The organism is Cellvibrio fibrivorans, assembly GCF_031457055.1.
Taxonomy (GTDB): domain Bacteria; phylum Pseudomonadota; class Gammaproteobacteria; order Pseudomonadales; family Cellvibrionaceae; genus Cellvibrio; species Cellvibrio fibrivorans.
In genome coordinates, this window is record NZ_JAVDVX010000005.1 from 468150 (window position 1) to 489186 (window position 21037).

At 50.4% G+C, this 21037-nt stretch carries 14 protein-coding genes; 4 read left to right on the forward strand and 10 right to left on the reverse strand.

Annotation, left to right across the window (positions count from 1 at the left end):
* Positions 1-198 precede the first annotated feature (198 nt).
* Positions 199-2460 carry a PQQ-dependent sugar dehydrogenase gene (locus tag J2X05_RS15335; protein WP_310073978.1) on the forward strand — a complete coding sequence of 754 codons (2262 nt, stop codon included), beginning with the start codon at positions 199-201 and terminating at the stop codon, positions 2458-2460.
* A 66-nt stretch (positions 2461-2526) separates the two neighbouring features.
* Here J2X05_RS15335 and sppA read toward each other — a convergent pair whose 3' ends face one another.
* From sppA to arsC, 4 genes are read right to left on the reverse strand one after another with little or no spacing between them, the layout of a single operon-like run.
* The gene (gene sppA, locus J2X05_RS15340) at positions 2527-4467 is read right to left on the reverse strand and encodes a signal peptide peptidase SppA (RefSeq protein ID WP_310073980.1); all 1941 of its coding nucleotides are present in this window, start codon (positions 4465-4467) and stop codon (positions 2527-2529) included.
* A 22-nt stretch (positions 4468-4489) separates the two neighbouring features.
* Complete coding sequence (locus J2X05_RS15345; RefSeq protein WP_310073982.1) at positions 4490-4942, reverse strand: DUF2069 domain-containing protein; 453 nt, start codon at positions 4940-4942, stop codon at positions 4490-4492.
* Between the two features lie 31 nt (positions 4943-4973).
* Complete coding sequence (gene wrbA, locus J2X05_RS15350; protein WP_310073984.1) at positions 4974-5570, reverse strand: NAD(P)H:quinone oxidoreductase; 597 nt, start codon at positions 5568-5570, stop codon at positions 4974-4976.
* Between the two features lie 58 nt (positions 5571-5628).
* On the reverse strand, positions 5629-5976 hold the full coding sequence (arsC, locus tag J2X05_RS15355; protein WP_310073986.1) for an arsenate reductase (glutaredoxin): 348 nt from the start codon (positions 5974-5976) through the stop codon (positions 5629-5631).
* 83 nt (positions 5977-6059) lie between these two features.
* On the opposite strand from arsC, the gene J2X05_RS15360 reads away from it, so the two are divergent.
* The 3 genes from J2X05_RS15360 (at position 6060) to J2X05_RS15370 (ending at position 9190) form a co-directional block, all read left to right on the forward strand.
* Entirely contained in the window at positions 6060-7331 is a 1272-nt protein-coding gene (locus tag J2X05_RS15360; protein ID WP_310073987.1) for a YihY family inner membrane protein, read from the forward strand.
* 162 nt (positions 7332-7493) lie between these two features.
* Positions 7494-7859, forward strand: a complete 366-nt coding sequence (locus J2X05_RS15365; RefSeq protein ID WP_310073989.1) for a response regulator — start codon at positions 7494-7496, stop codon at positions 7857-7859.
* Between the two features lie 77 nt (positions 7860-7936).
* Entirely contained in the window at positions 7937-9190 is a 1254-nt protein-coding gene (locus J2X05_RS15370) for a valine--pyruvate transaminase (protein ID WP_310073991.1), read from the forward strand.
* An 82-nt stretch (positions 9191-9272) separates the two neighbouring features.
* Here the strand turns inward: J2X05_RS15370 and J2X05_RS15375 are convergent, their stop codons facing one another.
* The 6 genes from J2X05_RS15375 to J2X05_RS15400 all read right to left on the reverse strand — a co-directional run.
* Complete coding sequence (locus J2X05_RS15375; RefSeq protein ID WP_310073993.1) at positions 9273-10604, reverse strand: DUF1552 domain-containing protein; 1332 nt, start codon at positions 10602-10604, stop codon at positions 9273-9275.
* Positions 10605-10612: 8 nt separating this feature from the next.
* A complete protein-coding gene (locus J2X05_RS15380; protein WP_310073995.1) occupies positions 10613-14095 on the reverse strand; it encodes a DUF1592 domain-containing protein in 3483 nt (1160 codons plus the stop codon).
* 21 nt (positions 14096-14116) lie between these two features.
* Positions 14117-15178: a cellulose binding domain-containing protein gene (locus J2X05_RS15385; protein ID WP_310073997.1), complete on the reverse strand. Its 1062-nt coding sequence runs from the start codon at positions 15176-15178 to the stop codon at positions 14117-14119.
* A 697-nt stretch (positions 15179-15875) separates the two neighbouring features.
* Positions 15876-17039, reverse strand: coding sequence for a class I SAM-dependent methyltransferase (locus tag J2X05_RS15390; protein ID WP_310073999.1), 1164 nt, complete (start codon positions 17037-17039; stop codon positions 15876-15878).
* A 343-nt stretch (positions 17040-17382) separates the two neighbouring features.
* Positions 17383-18750, reverse strand: coding sequence for a DUF1552 domain-containing protein (locus tag J2X05_RS15395; protein WP_310074001.1), 1368 nt, complete (start codon positions 18748-18750; stop codon positions 17383-17385).
* 76 nt (positions 18751-18826) lie between these two features.
* Positions 18827-21037 (reverse strand): DUF1592 domain-containing protein (locus J2X05_RS15400; protein WP_310074002.1); only part of this gene is annotated, 2211 nt, incomplete at its 5' end.

Genomic DNA, 21037 nt, shown 5'->3' on the forward strand with positions numbered 1-21037 from the left:
CGGCGCGGTAATTTTTACGCGCTCATCAATTAACCCCGCCAGCTTGCTGTGTGGGGTTTTTTGTCGCTAGAGAAATTGATCGCGTGTAGAGCTTATGAGCTATTGACCACAGAACACTATGGGCAAGGAGCGCTATAGTGATTGACCAGACTTTCATTCGATACGTCGTAACGGGCAATGTTCTGCGAGGTAATCACCATGGAAAATTGCGTAAAAAAATTATTGTTTATATCCAGTTTTCTATTTCTTTTTTCGTGCGGTGGAGGGGGTGGTAGTGGTGGATCCTCTACCCAATCGTCCCAAGGGAATTCTGTTGCCAATTCATCAATCGGTAATTCGCTAGCAGGTTCATCGGCATCCAGCAGTGTCTTATCCGGATTATCTGCACGGCCACAGAATGCCACCTGTATTGCACCGGCGCCTGTTAACTCCGGCACCCCAACCAGTATTAGCTGGCAAGCGGTATTTCCGTCACTCCCTAATATTTCCAATGCCACAAATTTATTGCAGGCACCGGGGGATAATAATTATTGGTACGCAACACGTCAGCCCGGCAGGGTGGTGCGTTTTCAAAATAATGCGACGGCTAATGCTCTGACGGAAATTTTGAATATTGAAGACCGTGTGGATTTTTCCGGCGGTGAAACCGGTTTGTTGGGGATGGCATTTCATCCACAATTTGAAACTAATCGCTATGTGTATTTCAATTATATCGGCCGCAATGTCAACAATAATATGGAAACGCGGGTGACGCGTTTTGAAGTTGCAAATAATGGAATTATTAATCGCGATTCAGAAATTATTTTGCTGCGTTTTAATCAACCTTATTCCAATCACAACGGCGGGCAGATTGCATTTGGCAGCGACGGCTACTTATATATCAGCTCCGGTGATGGCGGCAGTGGGGGTGACCCACAACAAAATGGCCAGAACACCAACAATTTGCTTGGGAAAATTTTACGTATCGATGTGAATAACGCGAGTGGCGGACGCAATTACGCGATTCCCGCTGATAATCCTTTCGCTGTTACCGGCGGTGCGCCAGAAATTTGGGCTTACGGTTTACGCAACCCCTGGCGTTTTGGTTTTGACCGCGAGACCAATGAGTTGTGGGTGGGCGACGTAGGGCAGGGCGCGTGGGAAGAGGTGAATCTGGTTACGCGCGGCGGCAATTACGGTTGGGGTGATATGGAGGGTGACTTCTGTTATAGCGAGCGCACCAATTGTTCTACCGCTAATAAAATTAAACCGGTGTTATCGATTAGCCACAACACGGGTGTTTGCTCAGTGATTGGCGGTTATGTTTATCGTGGTACACAATATCCTGCTGCTTACGGGAAATATTTTTTCACCGATTTTTGCGTGAATACCATGCAATCTATTACGCGTAACAGTAACGGCAACATCAGTGTTAACAGTCACGGTAATGTACCGGTCGATATAGTGTCCTTCGCGCAAGATAATCAAGGCGAACTCTATGCGATTGGCCAATCGGGTGCCGGTTCACAAATCGTTAAAATGCAAGCGACCGGAGGGCAATTGCAACCGGGCACTATGGCGGCGCGGTTATCAGCAACCGGTTGTGTTAATTCTGCAAATCCAACACTGCCTGCAGCAGCAATGATCCCTTACACAGTCGCCAGCCCACTTTGGTCAGATGCCGCAGAAAAAGACCGGTATTTTTCACTTCCCAATAACACAAAAATAGAGTTAACGACTGATGGGGATTTTTTATTTCCAGTTGGCACTGTGTTGATGAAACATTTCACATTGAATGAGCGTTTTGTCGAAACACGTTTATTTGCACGCGGTGAGTTGGGGTGGCAAGGCTTTAGCTATGAATGGCGCGACGACCAAACCGACGCGCTCTTATTAACCGATGCCAAAGAAAAATCAATCGAAGGAGTGCAATGGCAATACCCCAGCCGCGGCCAATGTCTCACTTGCCATACGCAAGTCGCGAATTTTTCACTGGGTTTGGAAACCCTGCAATTAAATAATTTCATGCTCTACAACGCGAGCGGTATCAATGCACATCAACTGGATACGCTCGCCCATATCAATCTTTTTTCTTCTGCAATTACACCCACGCAAAAAGCACAAACACTTTTTTCGCTCGGCGATACTAATGCAACACTGACGCAGCGTGCGCGCAGCTATTTGCACAGTAACTGCAGCAATTGCCATAGCCCCAACGGGCCTACACCAGTCACTTTGGATTTGCGCTACAGCACAGAGCTTGCTGCAACACAAACCTGCAATGTACAACCAGCAGCGGGCGATTTGGGCATTAACAACGCACGCATTATTGCTCCGGGTGAGCCCGAGCGTTCAGTACTGCTTGCGCGTATGAAAGTGCGGGATGTAAACCAAATGCCGCCGTTAGCATCACATGTGGTTGATCAAGAAGCAGTGAATGTTATAGCGGCATGGATTGGTGGGTTGGAGAATTGCAACTAAACAGGATAAATTATAAAAGTGCGGAGGGAATGATTGGCAGGGTTTCCTGCCAATCATTTAATCTTGTTAAGGTGCCACGCAATCCAAACACTGCACATAAATACCTTGCGGGTCATTCATGCGTTGCAAATCGCTCAGTGGTTTTAATGCGGGGGCGAGATTGTTCAACACATTGAGCGATGCAAAATTCTCCAGCAACGATTTCGGTACAAAGGTGCCTGCGTGGCCTTGTGTGAGTGAGCGCAGGAATTCTTCTTTGGGTGAGAGTGGGCGCTGTACAAATTCCACTTTGTAACTGCTCAATTTGGCTTCTTGCGCGATGGCGGTAATGACATCGTTCAAGGTACCCAGCTCGTCCACCAAGCCGATTTCTTTGGCTTTGTTGCCGGTCCATACGTGGCCCTGGGCAATTTCATCAATGGCTTTCACTTCCTGTTGGCGTGCGTCAGCTACCAGTGTGATAAAGCGCTGGTAAATATTATCCACACCCATTTGTACAACCTTGCTGGCTTTTTCGGATAGTGGGCGATCAAGGCGCATGGTGCCCGCTAATTCAGTCGTGCCTACACCGTCAGTGTTAATACCAATTTTTTGCAGGGATTTTTCCAGTGTAGGGAATGCGCCGAATACGCCAATCGAACCGGTAATGGTAGTGGGTTGCGCCCAGATTTTATCACCTGCGGTTGCGATCCAATAACCTCCGGATGCTGCGACTGTGCCCATGGAAATATAAATCGGGATTTTTTTCTCGCGCAGTGCAATAACTTCAGAGCGGATAATCTCCGATGCAAAGGCGCTGCCACCGCCGGAATCGATACGGATCACCAGGGCCTTTACTTGTTCATCGTCTTTTACCTGTCGCAATAATTCCAGCATGCTTTCGCTTCCAATGCTGCCGTCGGGTTGATGCCCATCCACAATTGAGCCGGAGGCAACAATTACCGCAACTTTGTTTTTCTCCAGTTTTGGATGCTTGCGGATATCGGCAAGGTAGGATTTTATGCCGACGCCGTTATACCAATTGCCTTCCTCACTTTTTCCTGCTTGCTCGATAAGCATTTTTTCCATGTCCTGGCGCGAGACAACTTTATCGACCAGTGCTTTTTCCAGTGCGAGTTTGGCGCTGTCGCCGGTGGTTAAGGCCATATGTGCATCGATATTATTCACGTAGTCATTGATGCTGCCCGGCGGTAATTTGCGCAGGCTTTCGATCTTGCCGGTGTAACTGGCCCATAGTTCGTTGATCCACTGTGCATTGTGCTCGCGCGATTCTTCTGACATGTCGTCGCGCAGGTAGGGTTCCAAATAATCCTTGTATTTGCCGGAGCGGAAGGCGTGGATGGTTACCCCGAGTTTATCCAGCGCGGTTTTGTAGTAATTCATGTAGCGGCCGTAGCCGGTAATTTCGATCAAACCCATATCATGCAGATAAATTTCGTCGGCATAGCTGGCGAGGTAATATTGGTCTTGTGAGTAGTTGTCGCTTACGGCGATGATTTTTTTGCCCGCGCTTTTAAAATTTTCCAACGCTTGCCCAATGTCATTCATTTTGCTCACGCCGCCGCCGAGCATGCGGCCGGGTTCTAACACCAGCATGGTTACGCGTTTATCTTTAGCTGCTTTATTGATGGCTTCAACAACATCGCTCACAACGGTTTCATTTTCTTCCGGGTCGTCTTCAGAAAGTAACAAGCTGGCCGGGTCAATGTAACTGCGTTGATCAACCAATAAACCGGTTGGCGCAAGACGCAAGGCGAAGGTTTCGGGTAAAGGTTGTGGTGCACTTGAACTTACCGCAATGATAAAAATGATGAGCACAACAATGAAGAGGGTGTTCATCAACGCATTGCGAAACCAGGTAATACCTGCACCCATTCCGTTAAAAAAAATGCTCCATGCACCACGTTTTTTTGGTGGGGGCAGCTGTGGTGCTGCACGGTTTGGTTTCGATGCTCCAGGTTGTGTTGGATTGTGTGGTGCTGGTGGTTCGTAATAATTCACAGACACAATAATTTCCTTCCGAAAAAATTTATGAATTTTGGGTTTTGGTAGACAAATAATAATTCCAGTACTGCAACCAGCGGCTGGTCATCATGGCGGCCATAAACATGGCGCTTACCAGCAGGGTTATCAGCCAATCGCTCCACAACCAACGGCTCATCAGTAACGGGATAATCGCTGCAAAATACATGAGTGCGACAAAGCACAGCCAGCTGTAAGTGCGGTGTGTTTCGCGCAACAGCGCTGGAATGAAAATCAGCAGTGGGATAATTTGCAGCAGCCAGAGCGCGAGTTTGCCGTTTTCATTAATGATATTTAGCAAGCTGAATAACACCAGTAAGCTGATGTAACTGGCGCGCACTATGAAGCGACCAATGCGCAATTTTTTATGCAGCACAACGGAATCTGCATCGGTAATCACAATGACTTTTTTTGGTTTTTCACCTGCGGATAAATCATTGTGTTCTGGCGTGTTAGTCATACATTAACCTTGTCGTTTTAATGCGAGAGTTTCAATTCGAAAGTTTCAGTGCTAGGGTCGCGACGCGTTTGCCCAGCGCTTGGCAGAGCGCAATTTCTTCGCTGCTGAGTTTGGTGGGGGTATCGCCGCTGGCGAGATGCGATGCACCGTAAGGTGTGCCGCCAGTGGTGGTTGTGCTGATGCCAGCTTCGCTGTAGGGAATGCCGGCAATCACCATGCCTTGGTGCAAGAGCGGTAGCATCATCGATAGCAGGGTGGATTCTTGTCCGCCATGCAATGTTGATGTCGAGGTAAATACGGCGGCGGGTTTGTTAATTAAATCGCCATTTAACCAAAGGCCGCTGGTACCATCGAGAAAATATTTCATCGGTGCCGCCATATTGCCAAAGCGGGTAGGGCTGCCGAGGATCAAGCCACTACAATTTTTTAAATCGGCTTCGCTGCAATAAATTGCGCCGCTGTCGGGAATGGCGGGTTCAATTGCTTCGATGGTTGTCGATACTGCCGGTACAGTGCGCAAGCGCGCTTCCATACCACTCACTTGTTCAACACCGCGCGCAATCTGTTTTGCCATTTCGAGTGTGGAACCGCTGCGGCTGTAATACAAAACTAAAATATAAGGCGTCATAAAAGTATCTTTAGTCAAATGTCTGGGTGTTAATCGCTGCTAACTAGCAGCGATTAACTTACGCGATGATTTGCAAAACGTTTTCCGGCGGACGACCGATCACTGCTTTATCGCCATTAATTGCAATTGGCCGCTCAATCAATTTAGGGTTTTCTACCATCGCCTTAATCAAGGCGGCTTCGCTGAGTTTTTCATCGGCGAGGTTCAGCTCTTTATACGCATCCTCACCCTTGCGCAACAAGTCGCGCGCACTAATTCCTAATTTAACTAGCAGTGCTTTCAATGTTTTGGCGTTGGGCGGTGTTTCCAAATACAGGATCACCTCGGGTTCTTGCCCTTGTTCACGCAACAGGTTCAGCGCCTCGCGCGATTTTGAGCAGCGCGGGTTGTGATAAAGTGTGACCATAATTGTCTCTTGATAACGTCTATTTACGATGGCGCGGCAGATTATAGCGGCTGCGCCCTGACTTGGTTTAAGGATTTCACGTTATGCCGCTGTCGCCATCTCTGATTGAGCTTTTACACAAAAGATATCGTTGGTTAGTCGGTTTTTTTTGGTTGATGGTGCACCAGTATCAGGCCAAATCCTGCCAAAAAAGTGCCGCCTCGCTTACCTACGTCACCCTCTTCGCCACAGTGCCAATGATGACGGTGACCTTTTCGATGTTCTCCATTATCCCCGCGTTTCAAAACCTCGGCGACCAACTTCAGTCGATGTTGTTCCAGCATTTTTTACCCAACAGTGAACAGGATTTGGGTAAGTACCTAAAAGACTTTTCCGCTCAGGCGCGCAATTTGACCGCCTTTGGTCTGCTGTTTTTGCTCGTATCCGCCTATTTGATGCTCAAAGATATCGAGCAAAACTTTAATGGTATCTGGGGTGTGCCGCGCGGTCGGCGTGGCGTCGCCAACTTTTTACTCTACTGGGCGATATTGAGTTTGGGGCCTTTGTTGCTTGGCGCGGCGCTGGGTATAAGCACTTATCTTGCCTCATTTCGTTTGTTGGTTGGAACTTACGACAGCCTCGGCGTATTTGAATGGGTATTCCAGCTAGCTCCCTGGGTGCTCACCTGGGCGGCATTTACGTTGTTGTTTGTCGCTGTGCCCAACTGCAAGGTATCGGTGCGGCACGCCATAATCGGTGGCTTTTTTACCACCCTTGGTTTTCAGGGATTAAAAGCCGCTTTTGGGTGGATTGTTGGCCACTCGTCGTTCACTCTCGTTTACGGTGCCTTTGCCGCTTTACCGCTGTTCCTGCTGTGGGTGAACCTGATTTGGACGGTGATTTTGGGCGGTGCTGTATTTGTCCATACCATTGGTGCACATCAAATAGTGTTGCGCGACCGCAACTACCCGGATCTGTTTGCCAGTTTAATGATTTTGTGGCGATGTTATCGTGCCTCGGAGAAAGGCGTTGCCGTACCGGAACGCGAACTCTTGCACCAGGGGCTTGCCGCAGAGCAGTGGTTACGGATCCGCGATGCGCTGGTAAAAAGCCATGTCATTACGGCCAATTACCAAGGACATTATCTGATCAGCCAGAATCTTAATTTGCTGACGTTGCAACAGTTGAGCGACATTCTGGCCTTGCCACGCCAGTTGCCACAGGATACGGCTTGTTTGTCTCACGTACCCTGGGGCGCAGATGCCTTCCGAATATTGAGTGGAGTTGATAACACACGGGAACAGTTATTGGGTGTTAGCGTTGCCGCTCTTTTTGAGCAACAAACGTCCGTGGCGGCTACACGTCTGACTGACTAGGGATTGATAAAACGCAAAGCTGGATAAAAAACTCGCTGCGGACAAAAATCCCTGACTATACTCTCCAGAGATCGACCGGATTAGGTGCTTTGCATATGGGCGCCGCTGTGTGTCAGTCGTTATGTCACTCATTATTCACCAATTAAAAGAACCGTTTACCCCATGGCGACACCTCTACTGATTTGTGATGACTCCATGATGGCGCGCAAGCAAGTCGCGCGCTCACTACCTGAAGGCTGGGATGTCGAGATCACCTTTGCTACCAATGGTGCCGAAGGATTACAGGCTATTCGCGAGGGCAAGGGCGAGATGGTCTTTCTCGACCTGACCATGCCGGAAATGGATGGCTATCAGGTACTGGAGACGGTAAAGGCGGAAGGGCTTGATGCGATGATTATCGTTATCTCCGGCGATATCCAACCAACTGCCCACGCTCGCGTCACCCAGTTGGGCGCGATTGATTTTATCCAGAAGCCGGTTAACCCGGAAAAATTGGCTACAACCCTGAAAAAATTTGGCCTGATTTAATCCCGCTAGTGTTTTTCCGCCTGACCCGCTAGATTGCTTCGCTCTCACTAGCGGTTTAATCATTCTGGTTCCTGTTTATGCAATTCTCGCGCTTCGGCCAAAAACTCTGCACTGATGCTGGCATAGTCACGTTAATGGATGATTTGGGTGAGGCGCTGCGCGTAAATCCCGATATGATTTTTATGGGGGGCGGCAACCCGGCGCGCATTCCAGAAATGGAGCAAGTGTTTGAAGATGCACTGCGCGCAACGCTCACTAATCCACATGAAACCCATCAACTTTTAGGGGTTTACCAGCCGCCGCAGGGTGATGCCGAATTGCTCGACGCCATTGCCAATTTACTGCACAACGAATATCAATGGCCGATTTCGCGTGCGAATATCGCGCTCGCCAATGGCAGCCAATCCGCATTTTTTGTATTGTTTAATTTGTTCGCAGGCGATTATGCCGACGGCTCAAAAAAGCGTATCCAATTGCCGCTCACACCGGAGTATTTGGGGTATAACGATTTGGGAATCAGCGCGGATTTTTTTACATCAACGCGCCCGAGCATTGAAATGCTGCCCGACGGTTTTTTTAAATATCACGTCGATTTTTCACAGCTCAAGATTACCAGTGAGACAGGCGCGCTCTGCGTGTCGCGCCCCACTAATCCCACCGGTAACGTGATTAGCGACGAAGAATTAGTAAAACTGGATGAACTGGCGCGCGCGCATCAAGTCCCGTTTATTGTCGATGGCGCTTATGGAACTCCATTCCCGAATATTCTATTTGCCGATGCGCAACCCCATTGGAATGAGAACACCATTCTCGTGCTCAGCCTTTCCAAGTTGGGTTTGCCCGGTGCACGCACGGGCATTGTTATCGCCAACCCCGATGTGATTAACGCCTTCGCCAAAGCCAATACGATTTTAAGTTTAGCGACTGGAAATTTCGGCCCCGCTCTCGCGCGGCATTTATTGGCGGATGGAAAAATTCTGCAATTGAGCCGCGAAGTCGTCGCGCCTTTTTATCGCGCGCGTATGGAGCACGCCGTGGCGACTTTTAAAAAATATCTCGGCGATCTGCCGTGTTTTATCCACAAACCGGAAGGCGCGATTTTTCTGTGGCTCTGGTTTAAAAATTTACCCATTAGCAGCGAAGAACTTTATCAACGGTTAAAAGCGCGTGGCGTTTTAGTGGTATCCGGCCATCATTTTTTCCCCGGTTTGGCGGGTGAGTGGCAACATTCTCGCGAATGCATTCGTGTGACTTATTGTCAGGATGCAAGCGTAGTAGAGCAGGGCGCGCAGATTATTGCGGATGAGGTTAGAAGGGTTTTCAGCCAATAAAAAACCGGTACATCCTTGTTCCGGACTCCAAGCGGGGCCTTCGGCGGGGCGCCGAAGGCCATCATTCTTAAAAAATCATTCGTTACAAACCAGTTCCATTTACCCACACGTTGTTGATGCGGCCATTCGCAGTCGGCATGACGACGTTGCGGTAGCCTGCTTTCTCGGCAATGGTCATCAGCACGTTGGTGTGGTTGACGCCACCTTGGGTACTGGTTTGGTCACCCCAACGTTTGTTGACTTCACCGAGCGGGCGCAAATCCACCGAGCGTCCCGTAATCAACCCCGCATTTTTACCGCCCGCGAGGAACATGGGGATGCGGTGATGGTTGTGGTAGTTGCCGTGGCCGAGGTCGGAAACGGTGCAGATGATGGTGTTATCCAGCAAGCTGCCGTTGACGTCGGGCGTGGCCGCCAATTTTTGAATGAACTGACGGATTTGCCCCATCCACCACACCTTGCTGGTGGTATGCGCGGCAGCGTCCTGATGCGACAAGTCGTGGTCGCCGGTACCAGTACCGGGTACCACAATCGGCGATACGGGAACACCGTACATAAACGCCATGCTGCGGGTGATACCGCAGGAGAGCGTGGCGACTGCAATGTCTTGCTGGATGGCGGAGATATTCGCCAGCACCTGGGTTGCCCAAAGCGCTTGTTCCTCACCACCGACAATCGCATCAACGCGCGGCTTGATGCTGGTGCTGACGTCCAGGCATCCCCCCATGGAAGCACTGTTCAGGCGCTGCTCCAATACATCCAATGCGGCGACATGCTGATCCAGACGCTCTCGCTCGATACTACCCAACTGGGTGCTCAAGCGGTTAAGGTCTTCGCGCGCGCGCGCCAACACCTGTATCTGGTTGGCATCGACACCGTTATTAGTCCCGCCAAATAACTGCGGATACAAAATGCGCGGGTCATCGACAGGATGCAGGCTGGTACCGTTGTCGTAGCTGATGCGTTTGCTGGTATCGCTGCCCCATTTGGTGCCGACTCCCATTTGTACTGAGGGGCGGGTGATACCGGAGCTGGCGCGGTTGGCCCAATCCTCCCGACCCATTTGCACCTCAATGGATGAGGCGCCCGCCGACGAACTGGCTACGCCGGTCAGGCATTTGAGCGCTCCACCTTCGTGGGTATTGGCTTGGCCTTCGTAGCCTATGCCATCCAGAAAGACCAACTGGTTGGCAACGGCTTGCAAGGGGGAAGTCATTGCTGGAAAGCTGGCGTTGGCGAGTGCACCGGCGCGCGGAAAGAATACATCGGGCACACAGCCGTTGGGGTGGTAGATAAAGAGCGTGCGGATCCGCTGTACTTCGGCCGCCATCGCTGAGCGCGCCAACATGGTTGCCAAGGGGGTCATCGCTAAAGAACCGGCCGCAATGGCTTTGAGTAATGAACGTCTTTTCATGATGACTCCTATTTGCGGGTCAGGAAGGTGGGTGAGGTAACGGTTTCGAGCATCATGTCGCGCAGATCCGTAGACTTGTTCTGCCAGCGTGAATAACTCGCGTTAACCGCACATTCATTCGGTTCGGAAATGCCGGTGGCAAAGCGGTGGTACTGCTTGGTCAGGCATTTTGAGGTGGGTTCAGCGCCGGCTGTGGCGAGCACAGTGGACAGACCGCGCAAGTCGGTAAACGAGTAGTTGTCCGACTCAGTCATCACCGCCAAACCGGAAATAGTGCCGCTCGCATTGATGGCAATGTTGTTGCCCTCGGTGGTGCGGAAACGGCCCACGGCATCATAGTTTTCAAAACCGAAACCAATATCGTCGATGTACTGGTGACATGATTGGCAGTTCGGATTGTTGGTATGCGCCGCAAAGCGCTCGCGTGTCGGCTTGTTGGGGTTCAGCGGTTCGACTTCGCCCACGTTTGGTGGTGGCGGCGCAAATTCCTGACAGAGCAGATTACGGCGCACTAACAGACCGCGATGGATTGGATGTGAACCAGTGACTGTTGCCAGTGTTGCCGTGACCGCCCCCATCGCCAGTACACCGCCGCGTTGGCTATTGGTGTTGATTTTCTGGAAGTTGGTGCCGGTGACACCAGTCATGCCGTAATAACTGGCGAGTGTGCCATTCACGAAGGTAAAGCCGGGGTTGAACACATCTGCCATTTTGTAGCCGGGCTTCAGGAACAGCTCGTTCAGGAAGGTTTCCAGCTCAGTCTTCATCGCCGTGCCAATCGCCTGGGTAAATTGTGGATACAGGGTCTTATCGCGCTGCAGGTTGGCGACATCATCCACATGCAACCATTGCAGACCAAAGTGGCTGAACTGGCTGGCCGCTTTGGTCGTGCCCAGCAAGCGCTCGGCTTGGGTACGCAGTTGTACTGGCGTCGTCAGGCGATTGTTGTCGGCTTCGGTAAACAGGGTTGCATCCGGCATAGAACCGGTGAAAGTGTAAGAGAGCAGGTTGGCGGTTTCGTAAGCTGTCAGGTTGCTTGTACCACTCACAACGCTGCCAATTTCAGCGCGATAGAGGAAGTTGGGCGACGACAGCATCGATTGGATAACCAGCCGTGCGCCCGCTTCGTTACTCGCGCCCAAGCGAAACAGGTTGCTATAGGATGTTTGCTCAGCCGCTACTAGCGGACGACGGAATGCTTTTTTACCAAATGCAGGCACAAAGGTATTGGCACATTGGTCGCGGGCAGTTCCGGTGGAACAAGTCATCAGGTTGGTTAGGCTGACGGTTTCAGAGACTTGTTTTGCCGCGTTCCAGTAAGCATCCATACGGCCATTGTTGATCTTGCTGGCTTCAGCATTGTTATCGAACCCTTTTACTTCAGTGTCAGGCTCAAAGCTGGCAGCGATAGCGGCGCCAGTGCTGATATTCAACAAATCATTGATGGTATTGGCGTATTCGCGGTTGGTCAGCAGGCGTAGGCGGCGTGGCAACACATCCTCGTCGGCATTACAGCTCACAATCGGTTTCCAACTGAGAATGTAATCCGCAATAGCTGTCGCGCAATCGCCAACACAGGCGGTGGGGTTGCCCAAGGGCATAGTCGCATCGATCTTGCTGATCAAGGTTGAGCGGGTCCAGCGGTCAAGCACAATCGGGCGCATTGGGTTGTCGCCGCGTGCGCCATGGCAGTTGGCACAACCTTTATCTACGTAAAGCTGGGCGCCATTCAACACTGGTGCGCTGCTGGAACTGCCGGAGCTTTTCGAGCTGGCGGAGCTGCTTAATGACGAACTACTTGATGACAGGCGACTGCTTGAACTCATTGATGACGACACGGTTATTGGCATCAAGGATTGGAAATAGGCCGCTGTATCTGCCGCGCATTGGCCGGTGCAGACTCCCACATTGCCTTTGGGCATATTTTCTTCAATGTATTTCGCCATCCCCAGTGCTGTAGTAAAGCGCAGGTTTCTCGGGTCGATCTTGCTCAGGCTTGAGCCGGCGGTGCCATCGGGGTTCACGGCATGGCAGAACTTACAACCGATCTCTGCGTCTTCCCAATGTATTTTGCCGCGTGCGGCATCGCCAATGTAAGCAACGCTGCTGGAGGAGCTGATTACTGAACTGCTAACTGAGCTCTGGCTGGAAGCCGATGAGTCAATACCGTTGAGCCCCAAAGTGACTTCATTGCTGGGGAGCGACGGAATGCTGCCGGAGTAACTAATGATCTTGTAAGTGAAACCGCCGCCTGTGTTGAGCAGGCTATCTACGTAGGTTGAGAAGTTGGCGCCAAGATTGGCTTTGGTTGTCCAACGACCATCCAGTCCTTTGCGACGTACCAAAAAGCCGGTTTCGTTGCTGTTGGTATCGGCCCAGTTAAGAGTGGCATTGCCGCTGACTTGGCTGACACTACCCATTAAATTCAATGGTGTGTTGGGCACTGGTGCAAGGCTAATCGCAGGTAAGTTGGTGGGATTGTCTTTGGTCAAAAACACCTTGAAGTAGACCGGGACTTTCTCACCGATGCTGGTGGCACCTGCGGTTAGACGCAGTAATTCAATGCCGGCATTCAAATCGAAATCAGTGGCGTTGATCACGATCGGCTTGCGCGGTGAGAAGCTAACGCTGCTGTTGGAATGCTTGATCACCAGGGCATCAAACGTTAGTGGCTTGATCACACCGTGCAGGATCAAGCTGCCGCTGAGGCTCAGGGTGCTGGTGCTACCTGCAGCCATGGCATCAAGCGCGGCGAGATCCAACTGGGTAGTGACGTGCAGGTTGGGCAGGTAGTTGGATTCAAACAACATGCTCTGCATGCGTGTATCGCGGATAGCTACCCCGGTCAAAATACTGGCGAGCGGGATACTCAGGGTTGCTTGGCCGCCGCTTGAAACAGTGCCTTGCAGTTGGCCAAAGGTGAAAGTCTCCGCGACATCGGTATTTTTGACCGATACAAAGTTGAGCACCGATTTGCTGTCGTTTAGCAACCAGCGAGCGGCGTTTGCGGGAAGGCTACTGCTGCTGGTACTGCGACTGGTAGTGAAGCCACTGCTGCTGCTCCGGCTGCTACTTGTGGTTGGCATGCTGCTAGGTGCACTGCTGCTGGCGGTGCCGCCACAGGCAACACCGTTGAGAGTGAAGCTGGTGGGTTTGGCGCCCGGGGCATTGGTGTGGGTAAAACCAAAAGCGACAGTGCCATTGGCGGGCAAGTTGCCGTTGTATCCCGCATTTTTTACACACACATTTTTACCACTTGCGGTGTAATTGCCGTTCCACAGATTGTTAATTACTTCGTTGCCGTTAAATGTCCAGCAAAGTTGCCAACTGGTTTTGGCTGCGCTGGTATTGGTGATAACCAGATCCTGCTGGCCGCCATTAGCCCAGGAATTGGTAGTGGTGTAATTCACACTACAGGCACCCTGTGCGAATGTGCTGCCGGAGGCTATCAGCCCCAGGGAAAGCATCGACAGTTTCAATAATTTTTTCATCTCGATTGTTCTCCAGTCCGATTAACGGGCGTCATAGACGAGGGTGAAATCCACGGGTACCGCCGAGCTAATCGAAGCGATACCGACTGCAGCGCGCAATGCCTCTACGCCGGCTGCGAGCGCGTAATCCGGCGCATTCACCACAATAGGCGAGAGGTTTTGAACGAGGATGCGGGTGGCAGACAGCCGCTGCACCGACACTTTGGTTGCGACCGGGGAGGTCACACCATGCAGGTCGAGGCTCGCGGTGAGCTGGATTTCACTGGTGTCACCCACAGCAAGGCCGGTGAGCAATCCATTTGGCAAATTGAGTGTGGCGGTGGCGGTTGGGAAGCTGGTGATCTGAAAGAGCAGATCGCGCATGCGTTCATCGCGCAGGGCAATATTGGTGTTCACACTGCTGAGGTCGATCGCCAAAGTGGCAACACCCGTCGCACTGATTGCACCGCTAATGCGGGTGAAGTTGTGCACTTCAACATTGTGGGTGTTTTTGGTAGTGACAAAGTTCAGGTAAGACGCGCTGCTATCCAGACTCCATGTTGCCGTATTAACTGCTGAAGAGCTGGAATTGCTGCTTGAGCTGGGAGCAATTGACGATGATGAAACAACTGAGGATGAAATTGCCGAGCTACTCGCTCGCGATGATGAAGCCGCTGAAGAAGACATTGGTGTCGCACAAGCCGCGCCATTGATAACAGGTACTTCAGCGGCTGCCGCTCCCTTTGTCCCCTGTACACCAAACTCTACTGTCTGGTTGGGTTGGATGGTGCTATTCCAACTGAGGTTTTTGGCGTTGTAGGGGTTGCTGCCCGTGAGGGTAGTGTTGTAACTGCTGGTGATACGATTGTCGCCGCTATAGCGCCAATTAATATCCCAGCCGTTGATAGCGCTAGCACCTGAGTTGGTTATTTTTATGGTGGCGGAAAACCCGTTGCCCCACTGATTGGTTACCAGATATTGGCAACCTGCATGGGCTTGGGTGGATAACACCGATAGTGTTAGAAAACCCCATAATGCATAGATGGTGCGGTTTTTAGCACCTGCCAGGCGAGGGGTTATTGCAGAAGCGTTGAAGCTACTCATAGTTTCTTCCTCGAAAGTAAATACCGAATCACTTCGGCACGGTTGTTACGGTTGACCTTTTTATTTATATCAAAATGATTGCGCTACCATTTCGCATCAAACGAAATCCCAAGAATTATTTCTAAAGGATGTCATTGCGATGAAAATAGGATAAACACGCAGCTTGTTAGCAATCTGGGTCACTGACAAATCGATACGTGTGATAAACCGCTATGGAGGCAATTTAAGATAGTGCCGCTGTCATTGGGAGGGTGACAGACAAATTTATTGTTGTTTTTAAATGCGAATTTATTGCATAGATAAAAATAAGGTGAGTTATGCGATAAGTTAGCGCTTGGTATTCTCTTAAAAAAACTAGTCGATAGAAAGAAAATATTCAATGTGGTTTTTGGCGAAGCAGATAGCTTTAATGAAAAAATGCCTTGTTTTTTAGGGATTTTATTATTCTTCTATATCAGGGCATTTTTGTGTCAGGTTGCAGTTTACAAAAATTATCACTTATGTCTTGATATTTAATTGCCTGTATTTTTATTTCTCATCTATAAAAAATCGGCGCGTGAAATTCATTGTTTGCTACTGGATTTCTGAACGACAACGGCAATAAAAATGATGAGTTTATTGCCGCAATTTGTCGTATTTTTCTCTTTTAATGTTGCAATATGCGCCGCCTATTTTTGTTGGATAATATGTTGTTGGATTATTCGGAAAGTATTTGCCCGAATAAAGTGACAACTACATCTTTTACTGGAATATCTTGCGGAAGATGCGGGCCCACTTCGTAACAAATATCATTGATCGAGCGATTGCCATCGACGAGCGACAATATCGCATCGATCAATGGGTGCGAATCCTTGCTGGAATAATTGTTTTTCGGGATGGGCAGATGATGCATCACCAACCAGGCTGTTAGTGCACCTGCGATAATTGGTGCTTCCTGTCGCGCTTCGGGTTTTGCGGCTCGAAAAGTCCAAACCTGTTCCTGGCGAAAGCGCGCCTCCAATGGCGAGCGCAGGTAATCTGTATTGGTGATAGATTCTTCAATTAATGTAAATCCAGCGAGTGACAAAAATTCTTTGATTTCTGTCGCCGTGTATTTTAATTGCACCGGCAAATGACGGGTGAATAACAAGGGACCTGAATTTAACCAATGCCCTCCCGGAGCAAGGTTTTCATAAATAATGGCGATTAAATCCCTGACATCTCCGCCGTTAACATCGATAAACCACGGGGTAATAATCAAATCAAAACTGTCGCGCGCAAAAGGCAGCTGCCATACATTGGCGCCCAATGGAAACCAGGTTGAGCGCGCATTGTCAGTATCGTGTGGTGGCTCCAATTGCCAACAGTGTGCGTGCTGAAATCCAATTTGTGGAAAATTTTTGAATTCACCAATCGCAATTGTCTGGCGTTGATGCACCAGCTCATCGGCAGCTGCCAGTACAAGCGGATTTGCATCTAACGCCAAGGTATATTCCGGTTGCAAGCGGACATGCAGATCCCAACTCAATCGACCGGCGCCTGCACCGAGCACTAATATGCGTGCCGGTTTTTGCGGTAGCTTTTCAATGTCAGCCAAAGTCCGTTCGAATGCGGCGGTATTTTCCGGATTTGGATTTGTGGTTGAGTCCCATGCCCAGTCGCGTAATAGCAAATCAAAATATTCACTCAAATCACCGGGGTTCATTTGGCTTAATTGCTCATCCGGGATTGGATTGATGCCGTGTTTTTGCATGAGCGAAAGAATGGTGTCGAGATTAACCTGACTCGCTGTTTGTATCTCGGTAAGCCGCTGGCGAGTTGTATCAGTTAAATCGTAGCGCGACAGGGATTCATGCAAAGCCGCGAGGCCTTGTTGCGCCATGTACTGCAGGTTGGCTGTTTGATGTTGCCAGATCAGTTTCTGATGGATCCCGGCAGGAAATAAACAGGGTACCTCGCCCAATGAAAAGTAATTGGTTGCGCAGTGAGTGCATTGGAGAGCGTTGAATTGAAATCCCTGCTGTGCGCTGCTACCGCAGTTTGGGCATCGGAGTGCTGCAATAAGATGCTCAGGATATTGCTTGTTATTATTCATTCGGTCTTTACCAGAGTCAGGCTTGAAAAGTGTTGGTTGGGCAATTGCTAAATAGTTTTTTGAAAAACAAAACGCCTTCTACAGCATGGCAGTAGAAGGCGTTTGTTCACAGCTTGTCAAACAAAGAGCGTTACACGAGACCCAGAGTGCTGCTGCCGAGGTTGATGCCGGTCAGACCCATACCCTTGGGAATAGCTCCATTTAGGTCATACACATTGCCGCCTGAGCGAGCAGAGAATCCACTTGCAAAACCAGGCATTTGAGTGGCGACGATAAATGGGCCATTACCCGAGGTATGATCCATACCGTTACCCATACAAGTGACTTGGACAACCACGGTGGAATTGATGAGTGGTTGACCATCCGGGCCGGATGTTTTGCGCAATTTATCAATCAGGTAAGCGGGTACATCGTTCAGGTAGCGCCACATTTCGACAAACGCACTATTGTTAGGTGCGCCGTGACATGCCTGATGGGCATCCTGGCTCCAAGTCGTGTTATGCCCAGTCCAGTCACCTTGGTGGTTGCCTAACTGCAGTGTCGCCACTTTTGTAATACCACAGGCAAGCGCTGCGACAATAATGTCGGCTTGTGATTTGCCGGTCGCCTGCATGTTGGCCATACTCGGTGTGATGGTGCTGCCGCAGTTGGTTGTGGTGCCACCACCGCCACTATTTTCGTTGGCGGTATTGGTTTTGATTTTCTTCAATGAATCAATGTGCTCCTGATAGCGCGCATATTCTTGGGTGCTGAGTTTGCTCTTGATGGAGTCAAGCGCACGCAATTGAGCATCATAAGAAAGTGCATAGGTAGTATCGGGTGTTGTTCCACCACCGCCACCAGTACCGTTGAAAATACTTGCCAATGCCTGGGTCGGGTTGTCCTGGCAAGGGCCGATATTGCTACATAGGGTGCCGTTGGTGGTTGCTTTTGCACCTAAATAGATAGACGAACGTGGGGTCGTACTACCGAGCACGGATGCAATACGTTTATCCATCGTGGGCGAGTTGTAATCTGTAACTCCTAATGAGTTAAGTGCAGTCGCATGACCAGAGGTGATTACATCAACTTGGCGGAAGTGACAGATATCAGAAACCGCATAACCTTGCGGGCCGTAGGGGCGAGTTATCTGATTCATCTGGCTTGCGCTGGTTGGCATCCACTGGCCGGCTGCTGCACCACTATTCAGGTAACAGAATACGACGCGTTTATTGATGTCATTCTGCGCGAGTGCATGGCGATTTGCCAAAATGCCGCCCACTAAAGCAGAGCCTTTCAGTAAACCAGCTGCAATGCCGGACTTACCAATCAGGTCAAGGAAGCGGCGGCGATCTTGTCGAACAAAGTCTTCGCGTATTTGTTTGTTGCCGCTGTAATAATCGTCTTTTAAGTATGCATTAAGTGCTGCAGGACCTTCTTCGAGCTTTTTCTGATGCTCCATCGCCTCAAGGGCATCCTCTTCGGGCATATGACGAAATTTGCTATCAATCTTTTTCATAACCAAACCTCTTGGATTTAGAATTCTGTTTTTGGTTGTCTCGCTGAATGGTGGGGTTGCCCCCACCATTCAGGCCTTAGCGGCGGAAACGAATCACGTTAGACATACCCAACTCTTTCAGCATGGCGCGCGGATTCCCATTGCTTGCGGTGAGCCTGGTTTTGAGCGCATCGGATACGCAAGCCAGTTGGCCTTGCTGTTGGGTTGATAGGGCTGGTTCCTGAGTGTCGTCCTGGAATTGTCTGCTGAGCGAATAACCTGTCGCGTAGCGGAACGATTTTTGGATCAGACACGCATTGATACCTGGCAGGCTGTTAGCCACCATCACTTTGCCCAAGTCTTTTGAACCGTTGAATGCGATGCCGGGTGAGCCAGTATCTTTTTCGTTGTTCACTTCGTTGAAGCCCACAGTTCCTACACCGTTAGCGCCAAACAGGCGGCCACCGTTGTTAACCATCGGCACCTCAACCAGATTTGTGCGCGCTTCGTTGCCGTTGAGGTCCAGTGCTTTCTGTACAACTTTGCCGTTGCTCAGCGCGCGAGGCATACCCAAGTGGTCGAAATCATCCACTGCAAACAGTGGGTTGATAATCGCGTTATGGCATTGGGCACACGGTGTTCCCGGTACGGCGGTTTGCATATCGTAGAACTGGGTCGTGGTCAGGTTGCCGGCTTCCAGCGCTTTTTGAGCGTCGGCAGCAGCTTTGTCACGCAGCCCGGTGTTGTCCTCGAACGAGGTTGGCAGAGGGATGTTCTGACACAGCATATCCTGACGCACATGCACAGCACGTTTAATTGGCGAGGTGCGGCCTGCATGGGCATTCACTGTCATGAATGCGCCAGAAGCCAATACACCGCCGCGTTTGGAGTTGGCAGTGTTCACCATCCGCCAATCCGTTGCGCTCGTACCACCGCCGGTTACACCGTAGTACTGCGACAAGGTGCTGTTGAGGACGGTGTAATCGCCGGTGTAGATGTCGGTGAACGGCAGGTTGTTGTAGAACGCGTATTTGTAAATTTCGCGGATCTCCTGCGCCATCGAATCTTTTACTGCTTGATTGAAGTTGGCGCCACCGGTACGGCTCATATCAACCACGCTGTCTGTGCGGAACCACAAGCCAGCGAAGCGGCCAATTTGGGCTTTACCCAGATCTGAATCTAGCAAGCGATCGATTTGTTGTCCGAGTGACGTGGCGTTTTCAAGTGAACCATTGGCTGCTGCGCTCAACAGGGTACGGTCAGGTGCACTGCCGGTGTACATATAGGCCAGTGCAGATGCAAACTCGTAAGGATCTAACGCGTAAGCAGTACCATCTGCGCTTTGGAACACTGAACCATTACCCCAAGATTGTGAACGCGCCTGACTAACCGGAATACCCAGCTCGGTGCGGTACAGGAATTGCGGTGACATCAATACGGTTTGAATCGCCCAGCGCAAGCCAGTTGAGCCATTACGAACAATTGCGCTGTACTCGGTTTTCTCGTCGTTAGTTAATGGACGACGGAAGGCCAGGTAGGCGAAGTTGTCGATGAAGCTGGTTGCACAGTTTGCCGAGGTGGTATCACCACAGTTGTTCAGCGTCACTGCATTGTTGGCAATTGCCCAGCTAGCGATATCTTCAGCGTTTTTCTTGTAAGACAACAAGCGCGCTTCAGATACTGGCTCCGTCGTGTGGTTTGGCAAGTTGGCAACAGTTTTGTCGGCGTTAGCCAACTCTTTCGAGGCAAAGTTGGCTGGCAGTGTTCTGTTAAACAATGCCTGCAACGAGTTGTGGTATTCGAAAGAAGTCAGCAGTTTCACCGAACGCATACCGTATTTAACGGGTGATGTTGTATCACAAGCTACTGCGCCGGTTTGTGTGCGGCCCTTAAGTGACCAGAGGTAAGCTGCCAAATGGTCCGCACAGTTAGCATCGGTGCAACCGCCCACACGTGGAAGCATTTGTTGGCTAATGAATGTGGCCAGTCCTGCAACATTGGCGTCAGTGTAGTTATTGACCGCGAATCTTGTGGGATAGGTAAAGGAATTCACGTTAAACGCGAAGCCTTCAAACACGCCATCGCTATCCGGATCCTCGTGGCAACCTGCACAACCTTTGGTCTTGAAAATATTTCCGCCGGTGGTGGCATTACCGAGGAAGGTAACACTGCTTGAACTGCCTGAGCTTACGGAGGTAGCACTTCTGCTCGATGAGCTAACCGATGTTGCACTTCTGCTGGAAGAACTGGCAGAAGTAATCGGGGCGCTGGAGGTGGTGCCAGCAGAAGAACCGGTTGCCGCATACAC